Source organism: Collimonas sp. (assembly GCF_035566555.1).
GTDB lineage: Bacteria > Pseudomonadota > Gammaproteobacteria > Burkholderiales > Burkholderiaceae_D > Collimonas.
This window is the reverse complement of the sequence record NZ_DATMRB010000195.1, coordinates 58,405-76,819: the sequence shown is the minus strand read 5'-3', so window position 1 is coordinate 76,819 and position 18,415 is coordinate 58,405. Positions and strand designations below refer to the sequence as shown.

14 protein-coding genes and 1 pseudogene are annotated in these 18,415 nt (G+C 60.2%); 9 read left to right on the top strand and 6 right to left on the bottom strand.

Going from position 1 to position 18,415, the window contains the following annotated elements:
* Window positions 1-35: 35 nt before the first annotated feature.
* From VNZ65_RS24575 to VNZ65_RS24550, 5 genes and pseudogenes are all read left to right on the top strand, one after another.
* A complete protein-coding gene (locus tag VNZ65_RS24575; protein ID WP_325673788.1) occupies window positions 36-731 on the top strand; it encodes a response regulator transcription factor in 696 nt (231 codons plus the stop codon).
* Window positions 728-3,115 (top strand): ATP-binding protein, encoded by a 2,388-nt coding sequence (locus VNZ65_RS24570; RefSeq protein ID WP_325673786.1) that lies wholly within the window; start codon window positions 728-730, stop codon window positions 3,113-3,115. The genes VNZ65_RS24575 and VNZ65_RS24570 overlap by 4 nt, the downstream gene beginning before the upstream one ends.
* A 203-nt stretch (window positions 3,116-3,318) precedes the next feature.
* Complete coding sequence (locus VNZ65_RS24565) at window positions 3,319-3,792, top strand: transposase (protein ID WP_325673784.1); 474 nt, start codon at window positions 3,319-3,321, stop codon at window positions 3,790-3,792.
* 290 nt (window positions 3,793-4,082) lie between these two features.
* Window positions 4,083-5,330: pseudogene (locus tag VNZ65_RS25405) on the top strand (ESPR-type extended signal peptide-containing protein); the annotation flags it as partial.
* A 453-nt stretch (window positions 5,331-5,783) separates the two neighbouring features.
* Complete coding sequence (locus tag VNZ65_RS24550; RefSeq protein ID WP_325673779.1) at window positions 5,784-8,570, top strand: YadA family autotransporter adhesin; 2,787 nt, start codon at window positions 5,784-5,786, stop codon at window positions 8,568-8,570.
* Between the two features lie 231 nt (window positions 8,571-8,801).
* Here the strand turns inward: VNZ65_RS24550 and VNZ65_RS24545 are convergent, their stop codons facing one another.
* Complete coding sequence (locus VNZ65_RS24545) at window positions 8,802-9,611, bottom strand: polysaccharide deacetylase family protein (protein WP_325673777.1); 810 nt, start codon at window positions 9,609-9,611, stop codon at window positions 8,802-8,804.
* Between the two features lie 234 nt (window positions 9,612-9,845).
* Window positions 9,846-11,108, bottom strand: a complete 1,263-nt coding sequence (locus tag VNZ65_RS24540; protein ID WP_325673775.1) for a cation:proton antiporter — start codon at window positions 11,106-11,108, stop codon at window positions 9,846-9,848.
* Window positions 11,109-11,404: 296 nt separating this feature from the next.
* Between VNZ65_RS24540 and VNZ65_RS24535 the strand changes: the two genes are divergently transcribed.
* The 3 genes from VNZ65_RS24535 to VNZ65_RS24525 all read left to right on the top strand — a co-directional run bounded on the left by VNZ65_RS24535 (window position 11,405) and on the right by VNZ65_RS24525 (window position 12,819).
* Window positions 11,405-12,064: an alanyl-tRNA editing protein gene (locus VNZ65_RS24535; protein WP_325673773.1), complete on the top strand. Its 660-nt coding sequence runs from the start codon at window positions 11,405-11,407 to the stop codon at window positions 12,062-12,064.
* Window positions 12,065-12,134: 70 nt separating this feature from the next.
* Window positions 12,135-12,548 (top strand): hypothetical protein, encoded by a 414-nt coding sequence (locus VNZ65_RS24530; protein ID WP_325673771.1) that lies wholly within the window; start codon window positions 12,135-12,137, stop codon window positions 12,546-12,548.
* Between the two features lie 40 nt (window positions 12,549-12,588).
* A complete protein-coding gene (locus tag VNZ65_RS24525) occupies window positions 12,589-12,819 on the top strand; it encodes a hypothetical protein (RefSeq protein ID WP_325673769.1) in 231 nt (76 codons plus the stop codon).
* Between the two features lie 35 nt (window positions 12,820-12,854).
* On the opposite strand, the gene VNZ65_RS24520 is transcribed toward VNZ65_RS24525, so the two are convergent.
* The 4 genes from VNZ65_RS24520 to VNZ65_RS24505 all read right to left on the bottom strand — a co-directional run bounded on the left by VNZ65_RS24520 (window position 12,855) and on the right by VNZ65_RS24505 (window position 17,090).
* Window positions 12,855-13,532 (bottom strand): HAD-IA family hydrolase, encoded by a 678-nt coding sequence (locus VNZ65_RS24520; RefSeq protein ID WP_325673767.1) that lies wholly within the window; start codon window positions 13,530-13,532, stop codon window positions 12,855-12,857.
* Window positions 13,533-13,595: 63 nt separating this feature from the next.
* The gene (locus VNZ65_RS24515; RefSeq protein ID WP_325673765.1) at window positions 13,596-15,131 is read right to left on the bottom strand and encodes a S41 family peptidase; all 1,536 of its coding nucleotides are present in this window, start codon (window positions 15,129-15,131) and stop codon (window positions 13,596-13,598) included.
* 38 nt (window positions 15,132-15,169) lie between these two features.
* Window positions 15,170-16,246 carry a mechanosensitive ion channel family protein gene (locus VNZ65_RS24510; protein WP_325673763.1) on the bottom strand — a complete coding sequence of 359 codons (1,077 nt, stop codon included), beginning with the start codon at window positions 16,244-16,246 and terminating at the stop codon, window positions 15,170-15,172.
* A gap of 238 nt (window positions 16,247-16,484) precedes the next feature.
* On the bottom strand, window positions 16,485-17,090 hold the full coding sequence (locus tag VNZ65_RS24505; protein ID WP_325673761.1) for a pyridoxamine 5'-phosphate oxidase family protein: 606 nt from the start codon (window positions 17,088-17,090) through the stop codon (window positions 16,485-16,487).
* A gap of 230 nt (window positions 17,091-17,320) precedes the next feature.
* On the opposite strand from VNZ65_RS24505, the gene VNZ65_RS24500 reads away from it, so the two are divergent.
* Complete coding sequence (locus VNZ65_RS24500) at window positions 17,321-18,412, top strand: serine hydrolase domain-containing protein (protein ID WP_325673759.1); 1,092 nt, start codon at window positions 17,321-17,323, stop codon at window positions 18,410-18,412.
* The last annotated feature ends 3 nt before the right edge of the window (window positions 18,413-18,415 follow it).

The following is an 18,415-nucleotide window of genomic DNA, read 5'->3' as shown; positions in this document are numbered from 1 at the left end:
TGCTGTGGCAATGAATTTATTGAGAGATTTTCAAGATGAACTGGACAGGAGCGACACCGCTGCATATCGCATTGCTGGATGATCACACGGTTGTACGTCATGGTTTGCTTGAGCTGTTGGGCGAAGAATCGGATTTTCTTGTCGTCGGAGCGTTCGCTAGCAGTCGCGAGCTGATCGCAGAATTGCGGACCACGCCGGCGGAATTGCTGTTGATCGATTTTGCACTGGCGCCAGACGATGTCGATGGCCTGAACCTGATACGGGCGTTGTCGATACGCTTCCCGGAAAGTAAAATCCTGGTGATATCCGCCCACTACAACCCGGCCACGGTAGCATTGGCCCTGCGTGCCGGCGCGCGCGGTTTCGTCGGCAAGAACCAGCCGTTGGCGGATATTGTCGGCGCCATCCGCACCGTCGCCCGCGGACACACTTATTTGAATCCGGCGCTGGAAGTCGAATTTGCCTACCTGTTGTCGGACGCAGCGATACAAGACGACCACACGGATGCGGTTTCTCCAGTGCTTGTACAAGACTCGTTTGCTGAATTGTCTCCTCGCGAGCGGGAAGTATTGCGATGCTGCCTGAACGGGCTTTCGGTGACCCAGATTGCCGAGAAATTCGACCGCAGCACCAAGACCATCAGTACCCAGAAGCATGCAGCGTTTCGCAAGCTGGGAATTCGCACCGATAATGAGCTGTTCAAAATGCATCGTCAGCTAGGAATGTTATGAGTCGACGGCTTCTGCGCCTGCTGTTCTGGATCACATTCGCGTCGTCGTTGATGGCGGCGGCCCAGTCTGCACATGCAGCGAAGAATCTGAACCTGTTCTCCGCCGAAGAACGCGCCTGGATCGCAGCGCATCCGGTGGTGCACATCGCCGTGGATCCGGACTGGCGCCCGCTTGAATACGTCGAAGACGGCGTGCACAAAGGCCTGACCTCGGAATATGTGGCGGCGATCTCGGCCGTTACCGGCATCCAGTTCCTGCTGGTGCCTGGCCAGCATTGGGCCGATGCGCGGCAGGCGCTGATAGAGGGACGGGTCGATATGCTGCCGGCAGTGTCGCGGCAGTTTGCGCCGCCTGCCTTGAGAGACATTGTGCTCTTCAGCGAACCTTATTTCGTCGGCTCCACCATCATCCTGACCACGCAAGCTGAACCCATCATCTTCGATGCCCGCAAGCTGAACGGAAAGGTGGTGGCGATCAAAGGCGGCGGCGCCTATGAGCGGCTGCTGCGCGAGCGCTATCCCAAGATCCGCCTGATGCCTTTGCAGAGTCCGGAAGCCGCGCTGCAGGCGGTTGCCGATGGCCGTGCAGATGCCGCGGTAGGCGTCGATACTGCCATGCTGCCGCTATTGCGCCGCAAGTTTCTCGGCACTTTGCATATCTCCGGCACCATAGGCGAAATGCCGGCGACGGTGTCGATGGGGGTGCGCAAGGAGCTGCCGGAACTGGCGTCGATTGTCGAAAAATCACTGGAGTCGCTCACCGCCAGGCAAACCGACGACATGATGGAGAAATGGCTGCAGGGAACCGACTATGGCGCTCCATCCATCAACACGCTGCTGAAATACTATGGCCCTCAGCTAGCCATGCTGGCGGCGGCCGTGCTGCTGATTCTGATATTTGCCCAGCGCGCCCGCTCCGCGCGCCGCGCGGCGGAGCAAAGCGAACAGGCGAAAACAAAATTCCTGGCCGTCATGAGCCACGAGATACGCACGCCGATGAATGCCATTCTTTCGTCAGTGGAGCTGCTGCAACGCTCGTCGCTGGATCGGCGCCAGCACCAGCTGGCCGACCTCGCGGGGTCGGCGGCGGAGACGCTGCTGAACCTGCTTGACGACGTGCTCGACCTGTCAAAGCTGGATGCCCACCGCATGCAGCTGGAAGAAGTGCCAACCAATGTTTCGGCGCTGACGCAGAACGCCATCGACATGGTGCAAATCAAGGCGCTGGAAAAGAAACTGGCGATTCAGCTGGACCTTTCCGTGCCTGAGGATACAGACGTCATCATCGATCCGACCCGGATCCGGCAGGTACTGCTCAATCTGCTGTCGAATGCCATCAAGTTCACCGATCAGGGTGGCGTTACGGTTTCTGTCCGTCTGTCGAACATTGCGCCGGCATCGCATTCGACGGCAACTCTGCAGGCGACGGTAGCGGATACCGGCATTGGCGTATCGGTCGAGCAACAGGCGCGCTTGTTCCAACCTTTCGTCCAGGCAGACAGTTCGACGACGCGGCGCTATGGCGGTACCGGGCTGGGCCTGGTGATTTGCCGCGAACTGATCGAAACCATGAAAGGCACCCTGGATCTGCATAGCGAGGTCGGGATTGGTACAGCGATTACATTTGCCATCCCGGTGACTACGCGGCCGCGCGAAGCCGGCGGCCCATCTGCGGTTGCGGCCGGGACGGCGGCCCCGACAGGTATCGCGGCCGCCAGCGGGCCTACGATTCTGGTGGTAGATGATCATCAGAATAACCGGCTGGTCATCCAGCGCCAGCTGGAAGAGCTGAACTGCGATGCCGTGCTGGCTGAAGACGGCCCCACGGCGCTGACCCTGCTGGATCATCGACAGTTTTCCATGATACTGCTGGATTGCTATCTCCCTGGCATGGACGGCTATCAGGTAGCGCGCACGATACGCCAGCGGGAGCAAGGCAGCCAGCGTCACCAGCCCATCATCGCCATCTCGGCGGCCGTCGATAGCGGCCACATGCAACGCTGCATGGAAAGCGGGATGGACGGCGTCCTGAAAAAGCCTTTGCGCCTGAATGAACTGCAATCCATGATCGAAGCCTGGTGCGATATCGAACTGACATTGCGGCGGCATCCACCGAGCTTGCCTGTGCACAGTTCAACGGAACTGTTCCGCGACGGCGCGCAGCTGGATCTGGACCAGATCCAGCGGGCGCTGGCCAGTGGCGACCTCGACCTGCTGACGCACTACGTTCACAGGATGAAAGGCGCGGCGCTGATTGCGGACATCCCGGCGATCGCCGAGGCGAGCGAGCGGATAGAAAGCCTGCTGCGCACCGGCTTGCCGGCCGACAAAGACAAGCTGAACGCCGCATGCGCCATGCTTGGCGCGCAGATTGCACAGCTTTAGCGTTTGTTTGCTATCCGCATTCGTGGCGCCGGAAAACGCGATGGTTTTCCATTGCTTTCAGACATTTCCTATATTGTCGTGCATCCAACGTCGATACAGTGCTGAACCTGTACTGCCAGTCCATTTCTGCCTTCTCCTGGATTCTCTGGGCAAGGCGACGAGAGGAAGGACGGGGCAGCAGACACTTTTTACAGGTGAACACGATGTATGAAATCAAGGAATGCACGATGCTGCTACGCAATGAACAATGGCGAGAATTAGAACCGCTGCTGACAGGAAGGCCGGGTGATCCTGGCGTCAGCGGCAAGAACAATCGCCTGTTTGTCGAAGCGATTCTGTGGATCGCGCGACATGACTGCGCATGGAATCGCCTGCCGCAGCATTTCGGAAAATCGCCAGCGATCTACATGCGCTTCCGACGCTGGAACGAGTGTGATTTTTGGCGCCAGCTTTTGCAAAGCGGAGTTAAAGACAAAGAGTTATTGCTGATGCTTGAACGGATCGTTATCTATGGCGATCAATATACCCGCCGCCTGACGCAGCGATTGACAAGACAGGTCAAGAAAACTGCTTATAAATCGACCTTGGGTGTGGCGGCCGATGCTGCTTCGCTGCGTTGCCTGCCGTCTGCGGATGAATCTACCCTGCATTGGGTCGGATTGGTCGCTTCTGAATAGTCCTGCACGAAATCCTCTGCCTCTCGTGGGCAACATTTCTTTCCCTCTGGCGGCATGCGGATTTAATGCGACAAGGGGAGGGCTGGCACCCGCCAGTTTTGTTGCCGAAAACATAGATTTCACCTGGGGAAGTGCGGATCCGGAGTGCATCTGCCGTGTTCTGAATCAAAGTGTTGTTGTAGGATCTTTCCGATTATTCTGTAGGATTATTTGGGACAAATCCTATATTGACGCTTGCGCGTTCTCGATAAAGTTCGATCCATACAAATTGTTTTGGATCGGGAATCGAAATGAACAGAATTTATCGGGTGGTATTCAATCATGTCAGCGGTACCTGGGTAGCTGTCGCTGAAACTGCTAAAGGCCGTACCAAGAGCAAGACGTCTGGTATTGCTAAATCGCTGGCGGTCGTGCTTGCTGTTGCGGCTGTTGCCGGCGTTGCGGTGCCGCGTCGTGCCGAAGCCTACGTGGCAGGTGCAGGAGCCGTGCAAGGCAACGCTGCCAATACCGTGATCGGCGACGGCGCTTCAGGTCCGACCGCTGCTTGCGTCAGCGGCAGCGGGATACCAGTTGCCTGTTCGACGGTTATCGGCAATGGCGCAAACACCACTTTTCAGAACAGCACAATCGTTGGCGACCATGCTAGTACGACGGGTGGCTTTTCGGTCGCGCTTGGTGCCTGGGCAACGGCTGGATCATACTCGCAGGCAATTGGAACCAATGCACAGGCCAGCGGCGACCATGCCACCGCCATCGGTCAAAGCGCGCTGGCGACCAAGACCGATGCTTCGGCCATCGGCACCAATGCCCAGGCCACTGGCCTGCGTGCAGTATCGATCGGTAGCGGAGCGAAAGCAATCGCTGATGATGCGTTTGCCATTGGCTGGGGCACAACGGCAAGTGGTGTCGGTTCTATGGCAGTTGGTAAGGGCGTGACGGTATCGGGCACCAATTCGATCGCCTTTGGCACCAGCAGCACGTCAGCCGGCAATGGATCGGTTGCCTTTGGCGGAAGTTCGAACGCAGCGGTAGATAATTCAACTGCAATCGGAACGAATGCAACAGCTGTTGGCACGCAGGGAGCTACCGCCATTGGCTGGAAAGCAAGTGCGGATTCCGGAATGACTACAGGAGCTTGGAGCGGAACTGCGGTTGGTACTAATTCCGGGACGCTGGGTGACGGCTCTGTAGCCGTTGGCGACTCGGCAAAGGCACTCGCCGACAGGGCCAGTGCCATAGGCCGCGGTGCCCAAGCAAGTGCGCAGAATGCAACCGCCATGGGTGCTGGTGCGGGAGCCAACGCAGCCAATACGCTGGCTCTTGGCAGCGGAGCCACCGCGACGACGGCCAACTCTGTGGCGTTAGGCGCCGGTTCGGTCACCAGCGCAACAGCGCCTGCCGGCGTCGGCTACTTGACGAATACTGCGGCACCGGCTTCTGAAGTATCGGTAGGCTCAGCCACGGCGCGACGCCGTATCACAAATCTGGCGGACGGCTCGGCCCCGCAAGATGCCGTCACTGTTGCGCAATTGAGTACCGGCGTTAACAGTTTGTCGACCGGCATTGCGTCCGTATCAACCGGTTTGAGTACAACCAACAGCAGCGTGACATCATTGTCGACCTCTGCATCGACCGGCCTGAGTACGGTTACCAGCAGCGTTGCGTCGCTGTCTACTGGACTGAGCTCGACCAACAGCAGTGTGAATTCCTTGTCGACCTCGGCTTCGACAGGCCTGAGCACGACCAATAGCGCGGTCAATTCGCTGTCGACTTCGGCCTCCACCGGTGTTGCATCCTTGTCGACCGGCCTGAGCTCGACCAACAGCAACGTGAATTCCTTGTCGACGTCGGCTTCGACAGGTTTGAGCACGACCAATAGCGCGGTTAGTTCGCTGTCAACTTCGGCTTCCACCGGCGTTGCGTCCTTGTCGACGGGCTTGAGTTCGACCAACAGTAGCGTGAATTCCTTGTCGACCTCGGTTTCGACAGGCTTGAGCACTGTCAGCAGCGATCTGGTCAAGGCTACCCGCTATTTCAAGGCCGACGGCAAGAACGATGGCAGCGATGACGCAAGCGTCGCCGCCGGCAGCAATTCGGTCGCCATCGGTGCTGGATCGGTTGCTACTCGTGACAATGTGGTTGAAATAGGCAGTCGCCAGATCAGCGGCGTGTTGGCGGGCACGGAAAATACCGATGCAGTCAACGTACAGCAATTGAAGGATGCCGGCCTGGTGGATAGCGGCGGCAATCCATTGGAAGCTGTGGTCTATGACGCCGGTTCCAGCAAATCGAGCGTGACTTTCGGCGGCGCAGCAGGTACGCAGTTGAAAAATGTTGCGGCCGGCGTGGATGGCAAGGATGCGGTGAACGTGGATCAGCTGACCTCGCTGTCGACCTCGACCTCGACAGGCCTGAGTTCGGTCAGCAGCAGCGTCACGTCATTGTCAACTTCGGCTTCAACCGGCCTGAGCACAGTCGCCAGCAACGTCGCATCGTTATCGTCGGGCTTGAGTTCAACCAACAGCAATGTGGCTTCGTTGTCGACCTCAACTTCGACCGGCATGAGCACGATCAGCAACAACCTGACCAACGCCACGCGTTACTTCAAGGCTGACGGCAAGAACGACGGCAGCGATGACGCCAGCGTCGGCGCGGGCAGCAACTCGGTTGCCATCGGTGCCGGTTCGATCGCGACCCGCAACAACGTGGTCGAGGTTGGCAATCGCCAGATCACTGGTGTGGTGGCGGGTGAGCAGGATACCGATGCAGTCAACGTCAAGCAGCTGAAGGACGCAGGCCTGGTCGATTCCGGCGGTAGTCCGCTAGAAGCCGTGGTCTACGATGCCGGTTCGAGCAAAGGTTCCGTGACCTTCGGCGGCGCGGCAGGTACGCAATTGAAGAACATCGCTGACGGTGTAGATACTGGCGACGCCGTCAATGTCGGGCAGTTGAATGCAGCCAAGACCGACCTCAGCAACCAGATCGGCGACGTCTCCAATAACCTTACCAATGCTACCCGCTATTTCAAGGCGACCGGAAAAAATGACGGCAGCGACGATGCGATCGCTACCGGTAATAACGCGGTAGCTGCGGGCTCGAACGCGCAGGCAAAATTCGATGACACCATCGCAATCGGCAACGGCGCAGCAGCCAATTGGACTAGCGCGATTGCCATCGGCTCCGGCGCAGCTGCGGCACAGGAATCCGTGGCTCTGGGTCACAATGCCAAGGCACGAAATTCCAACGATACTGCGATTGGCTCTGGCGCGACGGCAAACCTGCAATCCACAGCAGTTGGCGCCGGTGCGACAGCCATCTCGGCAGGTACAGCGCTTGGCCAGGGGGCACAAGTGCTGGGAGCAAATGGCGTGGCGCTCGGTGTTGGTGCGATGGTAGCGCCGACCATCAGCAATGCAGTGGCATTGGGCGCCGGTTCCATCGCTACCCGCAACAGCACGGTGGATGTCGGCGGCCGTCAGATTACCAGCTTGGCGGATGGCGTTGAAGCTAACGATGCGGTCAATGTGTCGCAGCTGAAAGGCGTGCAGGATCAGATCGGCGATCTGAACGCTCTGGCGGTGACTTATACCGATGCTGGAAAAACCGACATCAATCTCGGCAACGGCGCCGGCGGCACCACCGTGATTCACAATGTGGGTGATGGCGTGGCAGCGACCGATGCGGTCAACAAAGGCCAGCTGGACACCCAGATCGGCAACGTCACCAATAACCTGGCCAGCGCTACGCGTTACTTCAAGGCTGACGGCAAGAACGACGGCAGTGATGACGCCAGCGTTGCTGCAGGCAGCAACTCGGTGGCCATCGGCGCCGGTTCTGTCGCCATCCGCAGCAACGTGGTGGAAATTGGTGGTCGCCAGATCAGCGGCGTCGCGGCGGGTACTGAAGATACTGATGCGGTGAACGTCAAGCAGCTGAAGGATGCCGGCCTGGTCGATGCCGGCGGCAATGCGCTCGACGCGGTTGTTTATGATGCCGGCTCCAGCAAGGCTTCGGTGACTTTTGCCGGCGTCAACGGCACGGTGCTGAATAACGTTGCCGACGGCAATATCGCTGCCGGCAGCCGCCAGGCTGTGAACGGCGGCCAGATTGCGGCGCTGCGCGACAGTCTGCAGAATCAGATCACCAATGTCGACAATCGTGTCACCAACATTGAAAGCAATGGCGGTGGTTCCGCCCCCGACCCGCACTTCGTCTCTGCCGGCGACAAGAGCCAGGCGGCGGTGGCGACGCCAGGTTCAGCCAGCGTCGGCGTCGGCGAAAATGCCCAGGCGACCGCCAGCAACGCAGTGGCTATCGGGGCCAATTCGGTGGCTAACCAGGCCAACACGGTGTCGGTCGGCTCGGTCGGGAATGAACGCGCGATCGTCAACGTGGCGGAAGGCGTAGCCAGTACCGATGCGGTCAATGTCGGCCAGATGAACAACATGATCAACAACAGCGCGGCGCAGACCTTACAAAGCGCCAATGACTACACCGATCAGCGCTTTAGCCAGGTGAACAATGCGATCAATGAGGTTGACAAGGCCGCAAGTCGCGGCATTGCGGCGGCAGCGGCGTTGAACAACGTGACGCCTTATGTACCAGGCAAGACGTCCCTGAATGCAGGCATCGCTAGCTATCGCGGCAGCACCGCACTGGGGGTTACCGTATCGCGCTGGAATCAGCGCGGCAACGTCAACCTGAACGCCGGCTTCTCCAGCGCCGGCAACAACAGCACCATCGTCCGCGCCGGTGTCGGCGTGGTGTTTGGCAACTAGAGGGAGCAGTCATCGCATCGATTAACATGAGCGATGAATAGAGAAATTTGGTCTGCTGCCACAAGCGGCAGACCAAAATTTCCAAGATCAAGACGAATCTGCAAACCGCGTCTTGGAGTGATTTTTAGCAATATTTTCGGGGGTGGTTCGGTATTTCAGGGGGAATCCTGAATAGGTCCCTTCTACCGATGGATGCGTTGGTCAATAGCGGTCAATGGCCCTTTTCTAACCTTACTCCCACAACCAGTTCCAGAATCCGGGCAGGCGCACGGCTTGTGCGCTGTCACGTATGCTTCTTGCCAGGGCCGCACGTTCCAGCACCGCCTTGTCGTCGTAAAACGGCTTGGCGGCGGTCGGTAATTGGACCGCATGTGCGCAATCCATCAGTATCTGCAGATATTCCGCCATGTGATCGGCAGTGTAGCTGTTGACATCGTGAAAACTCACCACCACCGGAATACTGCCGTCGACCGTCGGCAACTCGCCCGCGGCTATCCGCTCGCGTACATCGGTCAACAGATGCAGCATGTTGGAACGTCTTCTCAGGCTGGCCTTGATGCCATATATCTTGCCGTCGTTCGCGCTCAGATCCGTCAGCAGCACGTGCATGCCGTGCTGCTGGTAAGCGGCAAAAGTGCGCTTGTCGTAGTTCCAGAATGGCGGCCGGACCAGTGTCGGCGCGCTGCCCTGGATGGTAACAATGTCGGCAATGCCATCGTTCAGCGATTGCTCGAATGCTTCGGGTTTGAGGAAGCGATGGTTGGCATGGTGTGGCGTGGCGGTGTGAAAGCCGAGCAGATGTCCTTCATCGGCTTCACGCCGCAGTATGCTGCGCCCGAATTCCGTCTCGCCGGCGCCGGATGAACGGGTTTGCACAAAAAAGAGGACCTTGATGCCGGGTTGCAGCGGGTTGTGGGCCAGCGTGTCCAGTATGGACAGCGTCGGATTGTCCGTCCTTGGCCTAGCCGGGCCATCGTCGAAAGTCAGCAGAAAGCGGATCGGCGCCTGGGATTTCAAGCGCTCGGCAGTTTGCGGCGACATGGGAACCGGTTCAATGGCACATCCCGCGGCACTTATTGTCAGGACAACCACGATCAGGCCGAGAGTGATCTTTTTGACATGCCGCGATGAGGGGCGGATTACGTGGCGCAACGGAGCTAATGAAACGGAAAGCGAAGACATACGGTGACAGACTAGGGCAGTGATTGGCTTGGGAGGGACGCAGCGCGAATGATACGCCCTCAACCGCCGCCGTTCGCCGGCTGTTACAAACAACTACAGTTCGTACGCCGTGCCCTGTTTTGCCGTTGCACCCGCTACGCCAGGCTCCCTGCCATAGCCGAAAAGCCGCAGCAGCGGAACCGTCATTGCCGTGGTTGCCAGCGCCATGATAAACAGCATCGTGTAGGCGGCAGGCGGCAGGATGCCGGCCTTCAGGCCGATTGTCAGGACGATAAGCTCCATCAGCCCGCGTGTATTCATTAACGCTGCAATTACGCTGGCATCGCGATGGCGGGCGCCCGCTATGCGCGCCCCCAGGTAGCTGCCGCCGAACTTGCCGGCGACTGCGCCGGCAAGGAATAAACCAAGCCACAGCCAGAAATTCGGCAAGGAAATGCTTCCCGTAGCGGCCTGGATGCCTGCCAGCGCAAAAAACACCGGCATCAGCAGCAACGCCACAAATCCCTCGAGCTTGGCGCGCCATTCAATTTTCAGCCCCGGCAGGTCGCGCAGCACCAAGCCGGCCATCAGGGCGCCGAATGCGCTGTGAAAGCCGATTTCAGCCGTGATCCAGGATGACATCAATACATAGCAGATCACGGCGGGCAGCATGCGCGGCGTCACGCTGGCGCTCGGCCCGCGGGCAATGATCCTGCTCCAAAGCGGCCGCGCGATCAGCATGGAGGCCGCAACAAACACCAGCAGGAGCGCTACATTGCGAGCGATATGCTCCCATGTGAAGCCGCCTGTCGAGATCGCTGTGATCGCTGCCAGCAGCAACCACCCAAGCAGATCCGTCAGGGATGCCGCCGCCAATGCCACTGTTGCGGTGTATGTGCCTTCCATCCGCAGATCCATCACGATGCGCGTCATCACCGGCATGGCGGAAATGGACAATGCCACCCCGCAAAACAGCACATAGCCGAGAGCGGGCACCTGCGGTGCGATCGCCGTCCTGGATGCGAGCGCAATGGCGCAGCCGATTGTGAACGGAACGACAATTCCTGCCAACGCGACAGCGACGGGCATGCGTATCGGCACGCGCCCCTGGAGGCTTTTCAGGTCCAGGTGGAGTCCGAGCTGGAACATCAGGAAGACCAGGCCGAGTTCCCCAAGCTGCGACATCATCGGCATTGCCGCATGGGAGAACAGGAGATTGTAGAAATCCGTATTGACTGCACCGAGGACCGCCGGTCCGAGCAGCAGGCCGGCAGCGATCTCGCCGACCACGCGGCTTTGTCCCAGCCGTTTGGCGAGGGCGCCGCACAGCAGCGTGGCGAGAATGATGATACAGAGTTGAACCGGCCAGATCGCCATTTTGAATCCCGATGATGCATTCGCCGCCGCCCCGTGTCGGAGGCATGCTGAAGCGGTTGAAACGAAAAAGAGGCATGCAATGCAGATGTCGAATGCGTTGGGATTTTACACTGCGGGCGGCCTGGCGATGACTTGTAAGCGCAGGTTTATGCGTCTTTTCAAAGCATAGTCGAAGCCCGCTGTTGCCGGTTCGCGCGGCGCCATGGATTTACCGCGAGGATGTAATCGAGGTATATTGCCACCGAGGTTGCCGGAGCAATATCTGACCAGGACAGCCGATTCGACGGACGCGAACCATGACACAGAAAATCTTTTGGCAAGATCCCTATCAGACCGAACTGAATACCGCTGTCGCTGCCGTCCGTGGCGACCAGGTGTATCTGCAGTCGACGATTTTCTTCGCTTTCTCGGGCGGGCAGGAAAGCGATGCCGGCACTCTGGGCGGCTATCCGGTGCTGGCGGCGGCCAGGGATGGGCTGGACATCGCCTACACGTTGCCGCCCGGGCACAGCCTGCAGGCGGGCGACGCGGTCGAGCTGAGGATCGACTGGGAGCGGCGCTATCGCCTGATGCGCTTGCATTTCGCTGCCGAGATGATCTTGCAGCTGGTGTACCGGCATTGCCCAGGCATCGAACGCATCGGCGCCCATATCTCAGCCGAGCGGGCGCGCATCGACTTTGCGCGCGACGACAGCATCGCCGTGCTGTTTCCGGCGCTTGAACAGGAAGCCGGCGCTCTGGTCACCGCCGGCAAGCCCATAGAAACGGCATTTTCCGATGAACCGTCCCAGCGCCGCTACTGGGAAGTCCAGGGCTTTGCCCGCATGGGTTGTGGCGGCACCCATCCCAGGTCGACCGCTGAAATCGGCCCGCTCACGCTGAAACGCAAGCGGCTCGGCAAGGGCAAGGAACGTATCGAAATCACTTTGTCTGCTCCGGCGGGGATTTTGATTTGAACGATGTGCGCTAGCGTACATACAGAAAAGCAGTGCCCCGGTAGATTGAAGTCTCTAACCGGAGGTCATCATGTCAAACCATCAGCTTCCATTTCCATCAATTCCCGCTTTATTCAAGCGTCAGGCCGTTTGCCTGACGGCGTTGCTGGCCTTGTGCATGTCGTTCTCGGCAATGGCCGCAGGCGATTCTGCCAGCGCAACCGCACGCTATCAAGCCGACCGGGCCGCTTGCAACAACGGCCGCTCGAACCAGGATCGCGCAACATGCCTGAGAGAGGCCGGAGCCGCATTGGCGGAGTCGAGAAGGGGACGGCTGTCCGACGATCCGGACAGGGACAGAGCGAATGCGTTGTTGCGTTGTAATGCGCTGCCGGCGGACGACCGCGATGCCTGCCAGCGCCGCATGAACGGCGAAGGCACGACCAGCGGCAGTGCGCTTGAAGGCGGCATCAGCCGCGAGCTGACCGTGCCGGACAGAAAATAGGATATGCTGCGCGCAACGTATCCTTACAGAAGACATTGCCATGGTTCAAACAAAGGGTTTTCCCTATAAGGGGAACGCCGTGTTCCCGTCGCCGGAAAAACAGGACAGCGGAAAGTATGCCGCATGCTTTACGATCCGCTCAGGAAAAGATGGCGCCGGCGAAATCCGCTACGCGCGCGCGATGCCGAGCAACGAATTCGACACCGAAGATGAAGCCATCTCGTACATCCTCGATTTCGCCGGCGACTGGATCGACCACAATCCGGCCTGACCCCTGGGTCTTGAAAGCCAGGCCGGCGCTTTGGATTACGCGCCCTGTTCTTGAAGCAGCATCAAGCCATCGCTGTCAACTTTGATGCGCACCGTTTGGTAGCTGTTGATCGATGGATGAGAGGTCGCCAGCGGATGGAAATGTGTCGCGGTAACTACCATCACCGTGGCGCCCGCAGCTTCGCCGGCAGCAATGCCCACAGCCGCATCTTCGAATATCAGGCAGTCGCCGGCGTCCACGCCCAGCTTGCTGGCTGCCAGGAAATAGCCATCGGGATGCGGTTTTCCGGCAGCGACATCTTCGGCCGTCACCAGGATCGCCGGAACGGGAATGCCTGCTGCCAGCATGCGCCGTGCCGCCAGGTCTCTAGGCGCGGAAGTCACGACGGCCCACTTGTCCGCCGGCAGCGAGCGCAGGAAGTCGGCCGCGCCGCTGACTTCTACTATCCCTTCGACATCGGCAATTTCCGCCTGCGTGATGCCTATCGCTTCCAGTTCCGGATCTACCCCGGGCAATCCCAGCCGCGCGACGGTATCAACCGCCCGCGCGCCGTGTATGGTCGGCAGAAAGGACGCCACATCGAGGCCATGGCGCAGCGCCCATGCGCCCCAGATGCGTTCTGCAGCTGCGATAGAGTTAAGGATGGTGCCGTCCATATCGAACAGGAACGCACTATAGCGGCCTGTGGCTGCCGTTGAATCGCTGCCAGACATTTTCTGTTTCCTTCAAGTGTTAACCAGGTTGTCATTATTTCTGATGCCGCTGAAACCGGAGCGTTACTGATCCAGTTTGATGCATGCAGGCTGCGCCGGCATGAAGCGCGGATTGACGCTTGCCGTCTGCACCGGCCTGCCGGCCAGTGCGTTGAGCGCTTGCTGCAACTGCCAATCCTTGCTGCTGCCGAATTCCTTTTGCGGCAACGCGCTCCTGAGCGGATCCGGCTTGGCTTTGGCGCGCTGGTCGCGCCGGCGCTGGCGCTCCTTGCGCACATCGGCGAAGGGATCGGGGTTGGGCTTGTTGGCGTAAGGCGCGCGCGGGATGTCGACTTCGCGGTAGAGGAGCAGGACGCCCTCCATGTCGGCATCCCTGCGCGGCCCGACGATCCAGTCCGGCACCACGCCGTAACCCTCCATCGGACAGCCATTCGGCCGCAGGTTGCGGGCGTTGGTCCAGTTGAGATAGGTGCCGTCGCGCGTGCCGATGCCGGTTTGCGCCATGCCTTTGCCGTAGGTCGGGGTGCCCAGCAGCCGGGCGCGGCCGAGGTCTTTCAGGGCGGCCGCGGTAGCTTCTGCAGCCGAAGCGCTCTGACCATCGACCAGCACGATCAGCGGCACGCTGCGCCACCAGCTATCGGTTTCCAACGGTGCGAGCGGATCCTGGCCTTTCAGCACCGGCAGGTCGTAGTCCGGCCAGTTGGTGCTGATGCGGTGCTGGATCTTGTCGTCGCGCTGCAGCGTGACCATCGCGGTTTTATTGCGGCCGGTGAAGAGACCGATGATGCCGATGGAGGCGTTCAAGGCGCCGCCGCCATTGAGGCGCAGATCGAGAATCACGGCCTTGACCGGCGCACCGTCTTTCCGTGCTGCCTGCACCGTGTCGATGTAGTCGCCGATGGCAGGTTCTGGAAAGCTGCTCATGCGCGTGTACAGGATGTCGCCGGGGAGACGTTTGGCGCTTGCCGGCCGTTGCTTGATAATGGCGCGCAGCAGCGTGAATTCGAGTCGTTGCTGTTTCGGGCCGCGCAGCAAGGTCAGCTTGAGCGGCGTACCGACGTCGCCGCCGGCGTATTTGGCGATGTCGGTATTGTTGATGCCGGCCATGCTGTTGCCATCCATCGCCACCACCACGTCGCCGCTGCGCACACCAGCCTGGGCTGCCGGCGCGTCCGGCGTGACGTCGATGATATGCAAGCCGTCCGCCAGCGTCTCGAAAATGATGCCGATGCCAGGCGTGCCGTTGCGCGTGCGCTCGTCCTTCTTGATCTGTTCTTGCTGTTCCGCGGCATTCATGAACTTGGCGTAAGGCAGGGTCTTGACGCCCAGGCGTATGGTTTCGTCGAGAAAGGCGGGGACGTCGATTTCCGTCAGGTGATCTTTCTTGAGTATTTCCACCACCGACTTCAGCTGGCAGATCTGGGGTTCCCAGTCCGGCGGGCATGGCGTGGGCTCGGCGGCTGGCGCCGGGGTGGAAAATGCCAGGGTGGCGAGCAGGCCGGCAAACGCGCTTGCAAGGCGGCTGGGTGGGGCGATGGCGGCCGGCTTAATCTGACGGGCCGTCGCTGCTAAAGAAAATTCGCCTGGTTCTACCGTCATCTGCTTTACACCCCCTGGAGATATCGCCCATTCTAGCGTTATTCCACGACCTGGGTCTGCTCCTTGTCAAGCGCCGCGCGTACGCGCGGCAGACTTTCCGGATAGTCGCGGGCGATGAAGCCAATCATGGCTTCGCGGATGGCGCAACGCAGGTCGAAGGCGCTGCCGGAATCCCTGGCGCTGACCAGCAGGCGCAATTGCATGGCGCGATCGCTGGCGTCTGTCACATGCAGTACGCAGACGCGGCCATCCCACTGCGGCGATGCCTTGCAGATGCGTTCGAACTCGGCGCGCATGGCCGGCACCGGCACGCCGAAATCCAGCCATAGGAAGACGGTGCCGAGGATGGTGGAGGAGGTGTGGGTCCAGTTTTCGAAAGGATTTTCGATGAACCACTGCAGCGGCACGATCAAACGTCTTTCATCCCAGATGCGGATCACCACGAAGGCGCCGGTGATCTCTTCGACGCGGCCCCATTCGCCCTGGACGATCAGGACGTCGTCGATGCGGATCGGCTGGGAAAAAGCGATCTGCATGCCGGCGATGAAATTGCCCAGCACCGGACGGGCGGCGATGCCGGCCACCAGGCCCGCCACGCCGGCCGAGGCCAGCAGGCTGGCGCCGAACTGGCGCGCCCCGGGCAGCGTCAGGAGGACGAAAGCGAGGCCGAGCAGGGCGGCAATGAAATAGGCGCTGCGCGTCAGCACCCTGGTCTGGGTCAGGACGCGCCGTGCTTTCAGATTGTAGGCGACGGTGGCGGGGTTGAGCTGGGTCACCGTGGCGCCGAAGGCGGTAATGGCTTGCATGGCCAGCCAGGTCAGGGCGATGATCAGCGCCACTGAACTCAGGTAGGAGAGCGGCGCCAGCCAGGGCGTGTCGTCCGGCGCGCCGGTCAGCACCAGGCGCACGGCGAACAGGACCAGGCACATCCTGCTGGCGCGGTAAGCCATGAAGCTGAGATTGTTGAGGAATGGCCGGCTCCCGCTCAGGCGGCGCAGCAGGGCGATGCCCGCATGGTGCACGACAACGGCCAGCAACGCCGCCAGTAGCGCGGCGCCGAGGACATACAGCCCCAGGCGCAGGTATTCCAGGTCAGGAAAGATAGACAGGTTCATCCAGGCGGCTCCGGTTGGTTGATCAAGCGCAGGGCTGCGTTCTTCGCGAAGAGATCAGATTGCCAGTAAAGATCGACAGCATTCCAGAGCCCGAGTTCGCAAAGAAAATCTTGCAGCGGCTGCATCGATGAAGCCCCGGGGAGGGGGGATGGATGGCGGAGTTGTCGTTTTGAGCAGTGCTTGCGGCTTTTCGCTGGCCCGGCCGCGCTGCCGCGCACGCACTGTCGTAACGATTAGTTCAATAGAGGCTGGCCTGCACCCGCGCCGGCAGCTCGCGGTCATAGGTTTCGGCGTCAAAGCCAGCCTGGCTGAGGCGCTTGAGCATGGCGCCCGGGCTGGGGAAGCTGGCGTGTTCGGCTTGCTGTGCAGGATCCCACAGCTTCGAACGCACCAGCGCCTTGGAACAATGGAAGTAAGCGGCCTCTATCCTGACGACGATGACCGTGCGCGGCAGCTTGCCGTCGACGGCGAATTTTTCCAGCATGGCCGGCTCCGCGGAAATCTCGGCGCGGCCGTTGACGCGCAAGGTTTCGTCTATGCCCGGCACGATAAACAGCAGGCTGATGCGCGCATCCCTGATGAGGTTGCGCAGGGTGTCGATGCGGTTGTTGCCCGGACGGTCGGGGATCGCCAATGTGCGCTGGTCGAGGAGCTGGACGAAGCCAGGCCGGTCTCCCTTGGGCGAGCAGTCCATGCCTTCCGGACCGCAAGAGGCCAGCACCACAAAGGGCGAGGCGTTGACGAAGGCCTGGTAATCCTGGTTCAGGTGGTCGATTTCCTTCCACAATGAACGTTCATGGGGCTTGCCGTATATTTCCTCGAGCTGGGCGACGCTGGTCAGCATTGGTGTTCTCCAATGGTGGATTTGCGGCAATTTTACCGGGAAATCCTGCTGCCCGCCGTTGGCCGGCAGGTGTGGACAGATGCTCGCGGTTGGACAATGGACACGGCATGGGACTCGCAAGTACACTGTGTTGGTTTTGGGCAATCACGGCCTGGCAGCATTCAACGCAGGGAAAATCGCCGGCCACGGTAAAACGGCGTAGGCTGGAAATCTAAAGGCAAGGGGACACCATGCGTCGTTTGGCTGTGATGTTGTTATCGAACCTGGCTGCAAGCCTGACGCTGGCAGCACCGACGCCGCCAGCGGGAGAGGCCGAGCAGCAGGCGCTGCTCGACCAGGATATCCCGCAGCTGCTGGAACAGGATGCGATTCCCAGCGTCTCTATCGCTCACATCAGGAACGGCAAGGTGGTGCTGTTCGCCGCCTACGGCGAACAGAGCGACGGCGTGCCGGCCACGCCCGCCACGCTGTACAACGCGGCCTCGCTGACCAAGCCGCTGACAGCTGAAATCATCTTGCGGCTGGCGTCGAAGGGTGAAATCGAACTGGACGAACCGATGGACCGCTACTGGCTGGATCCGGACATCGCCGCCGATCCGCGCCATGCCTTGCTGACGCCGCGCCTGGCGCTCAGCCACCGCACCGGCTTTCCGAACTGGCGCGACAGCAAGGAAGGCCTCAGGATCCTGCGCCAGCCTGGCGTCAAATGGGGCTATTCCGGCGAAGGTTATCAATACGTCGCGCACTTTGCCGAAAACAAGAGCGGCCAGGATTTCGAAGACCTGGCGCAGACCTATCTGTTCAAGCCGCTGGCCATGACCGAGACCTCGTATAGCGGCAAGGACTGGTTCAAGGGCCGCGTCGCAGTGCCGGTGAATGCCGCCGGCGAGGCCTTGCAGCCGCAGCTTGCCAGTCGTTTCAATGCCGCCGATCTGCTGTACACCACCGCCTATGACTACGGCCTGTTCATGGCCGGCGTGCTGGCCGACCAGGGTCTGAGCCCGGCCGTGGCGCGCGAGCGCGGCAAGATCCAGGTCAGCATGATGGATGAAATGTGCCAGGGCAAGCTGGCCGAAAGCTGTCCGCCCAATGCCGGCTTTGGACTGGGCTGGCAGATACTGGCATTCAAGGATGAGACGCTGCTGATGCATACCGGGAAGGATGAAGGCGTTTTCACGTTCGCCTATCTGAACCGCAGCAGCCGCGACGGCGCGGTCATTCTGACCAATAGCGATAACGGCTATAAGATCGTGCTGCCGGTGCTGGAGCGCCTCAACAGCAGCCCGGCTTTCCTGCGCTACCTGCGCGGGCAGATACAGTAAATT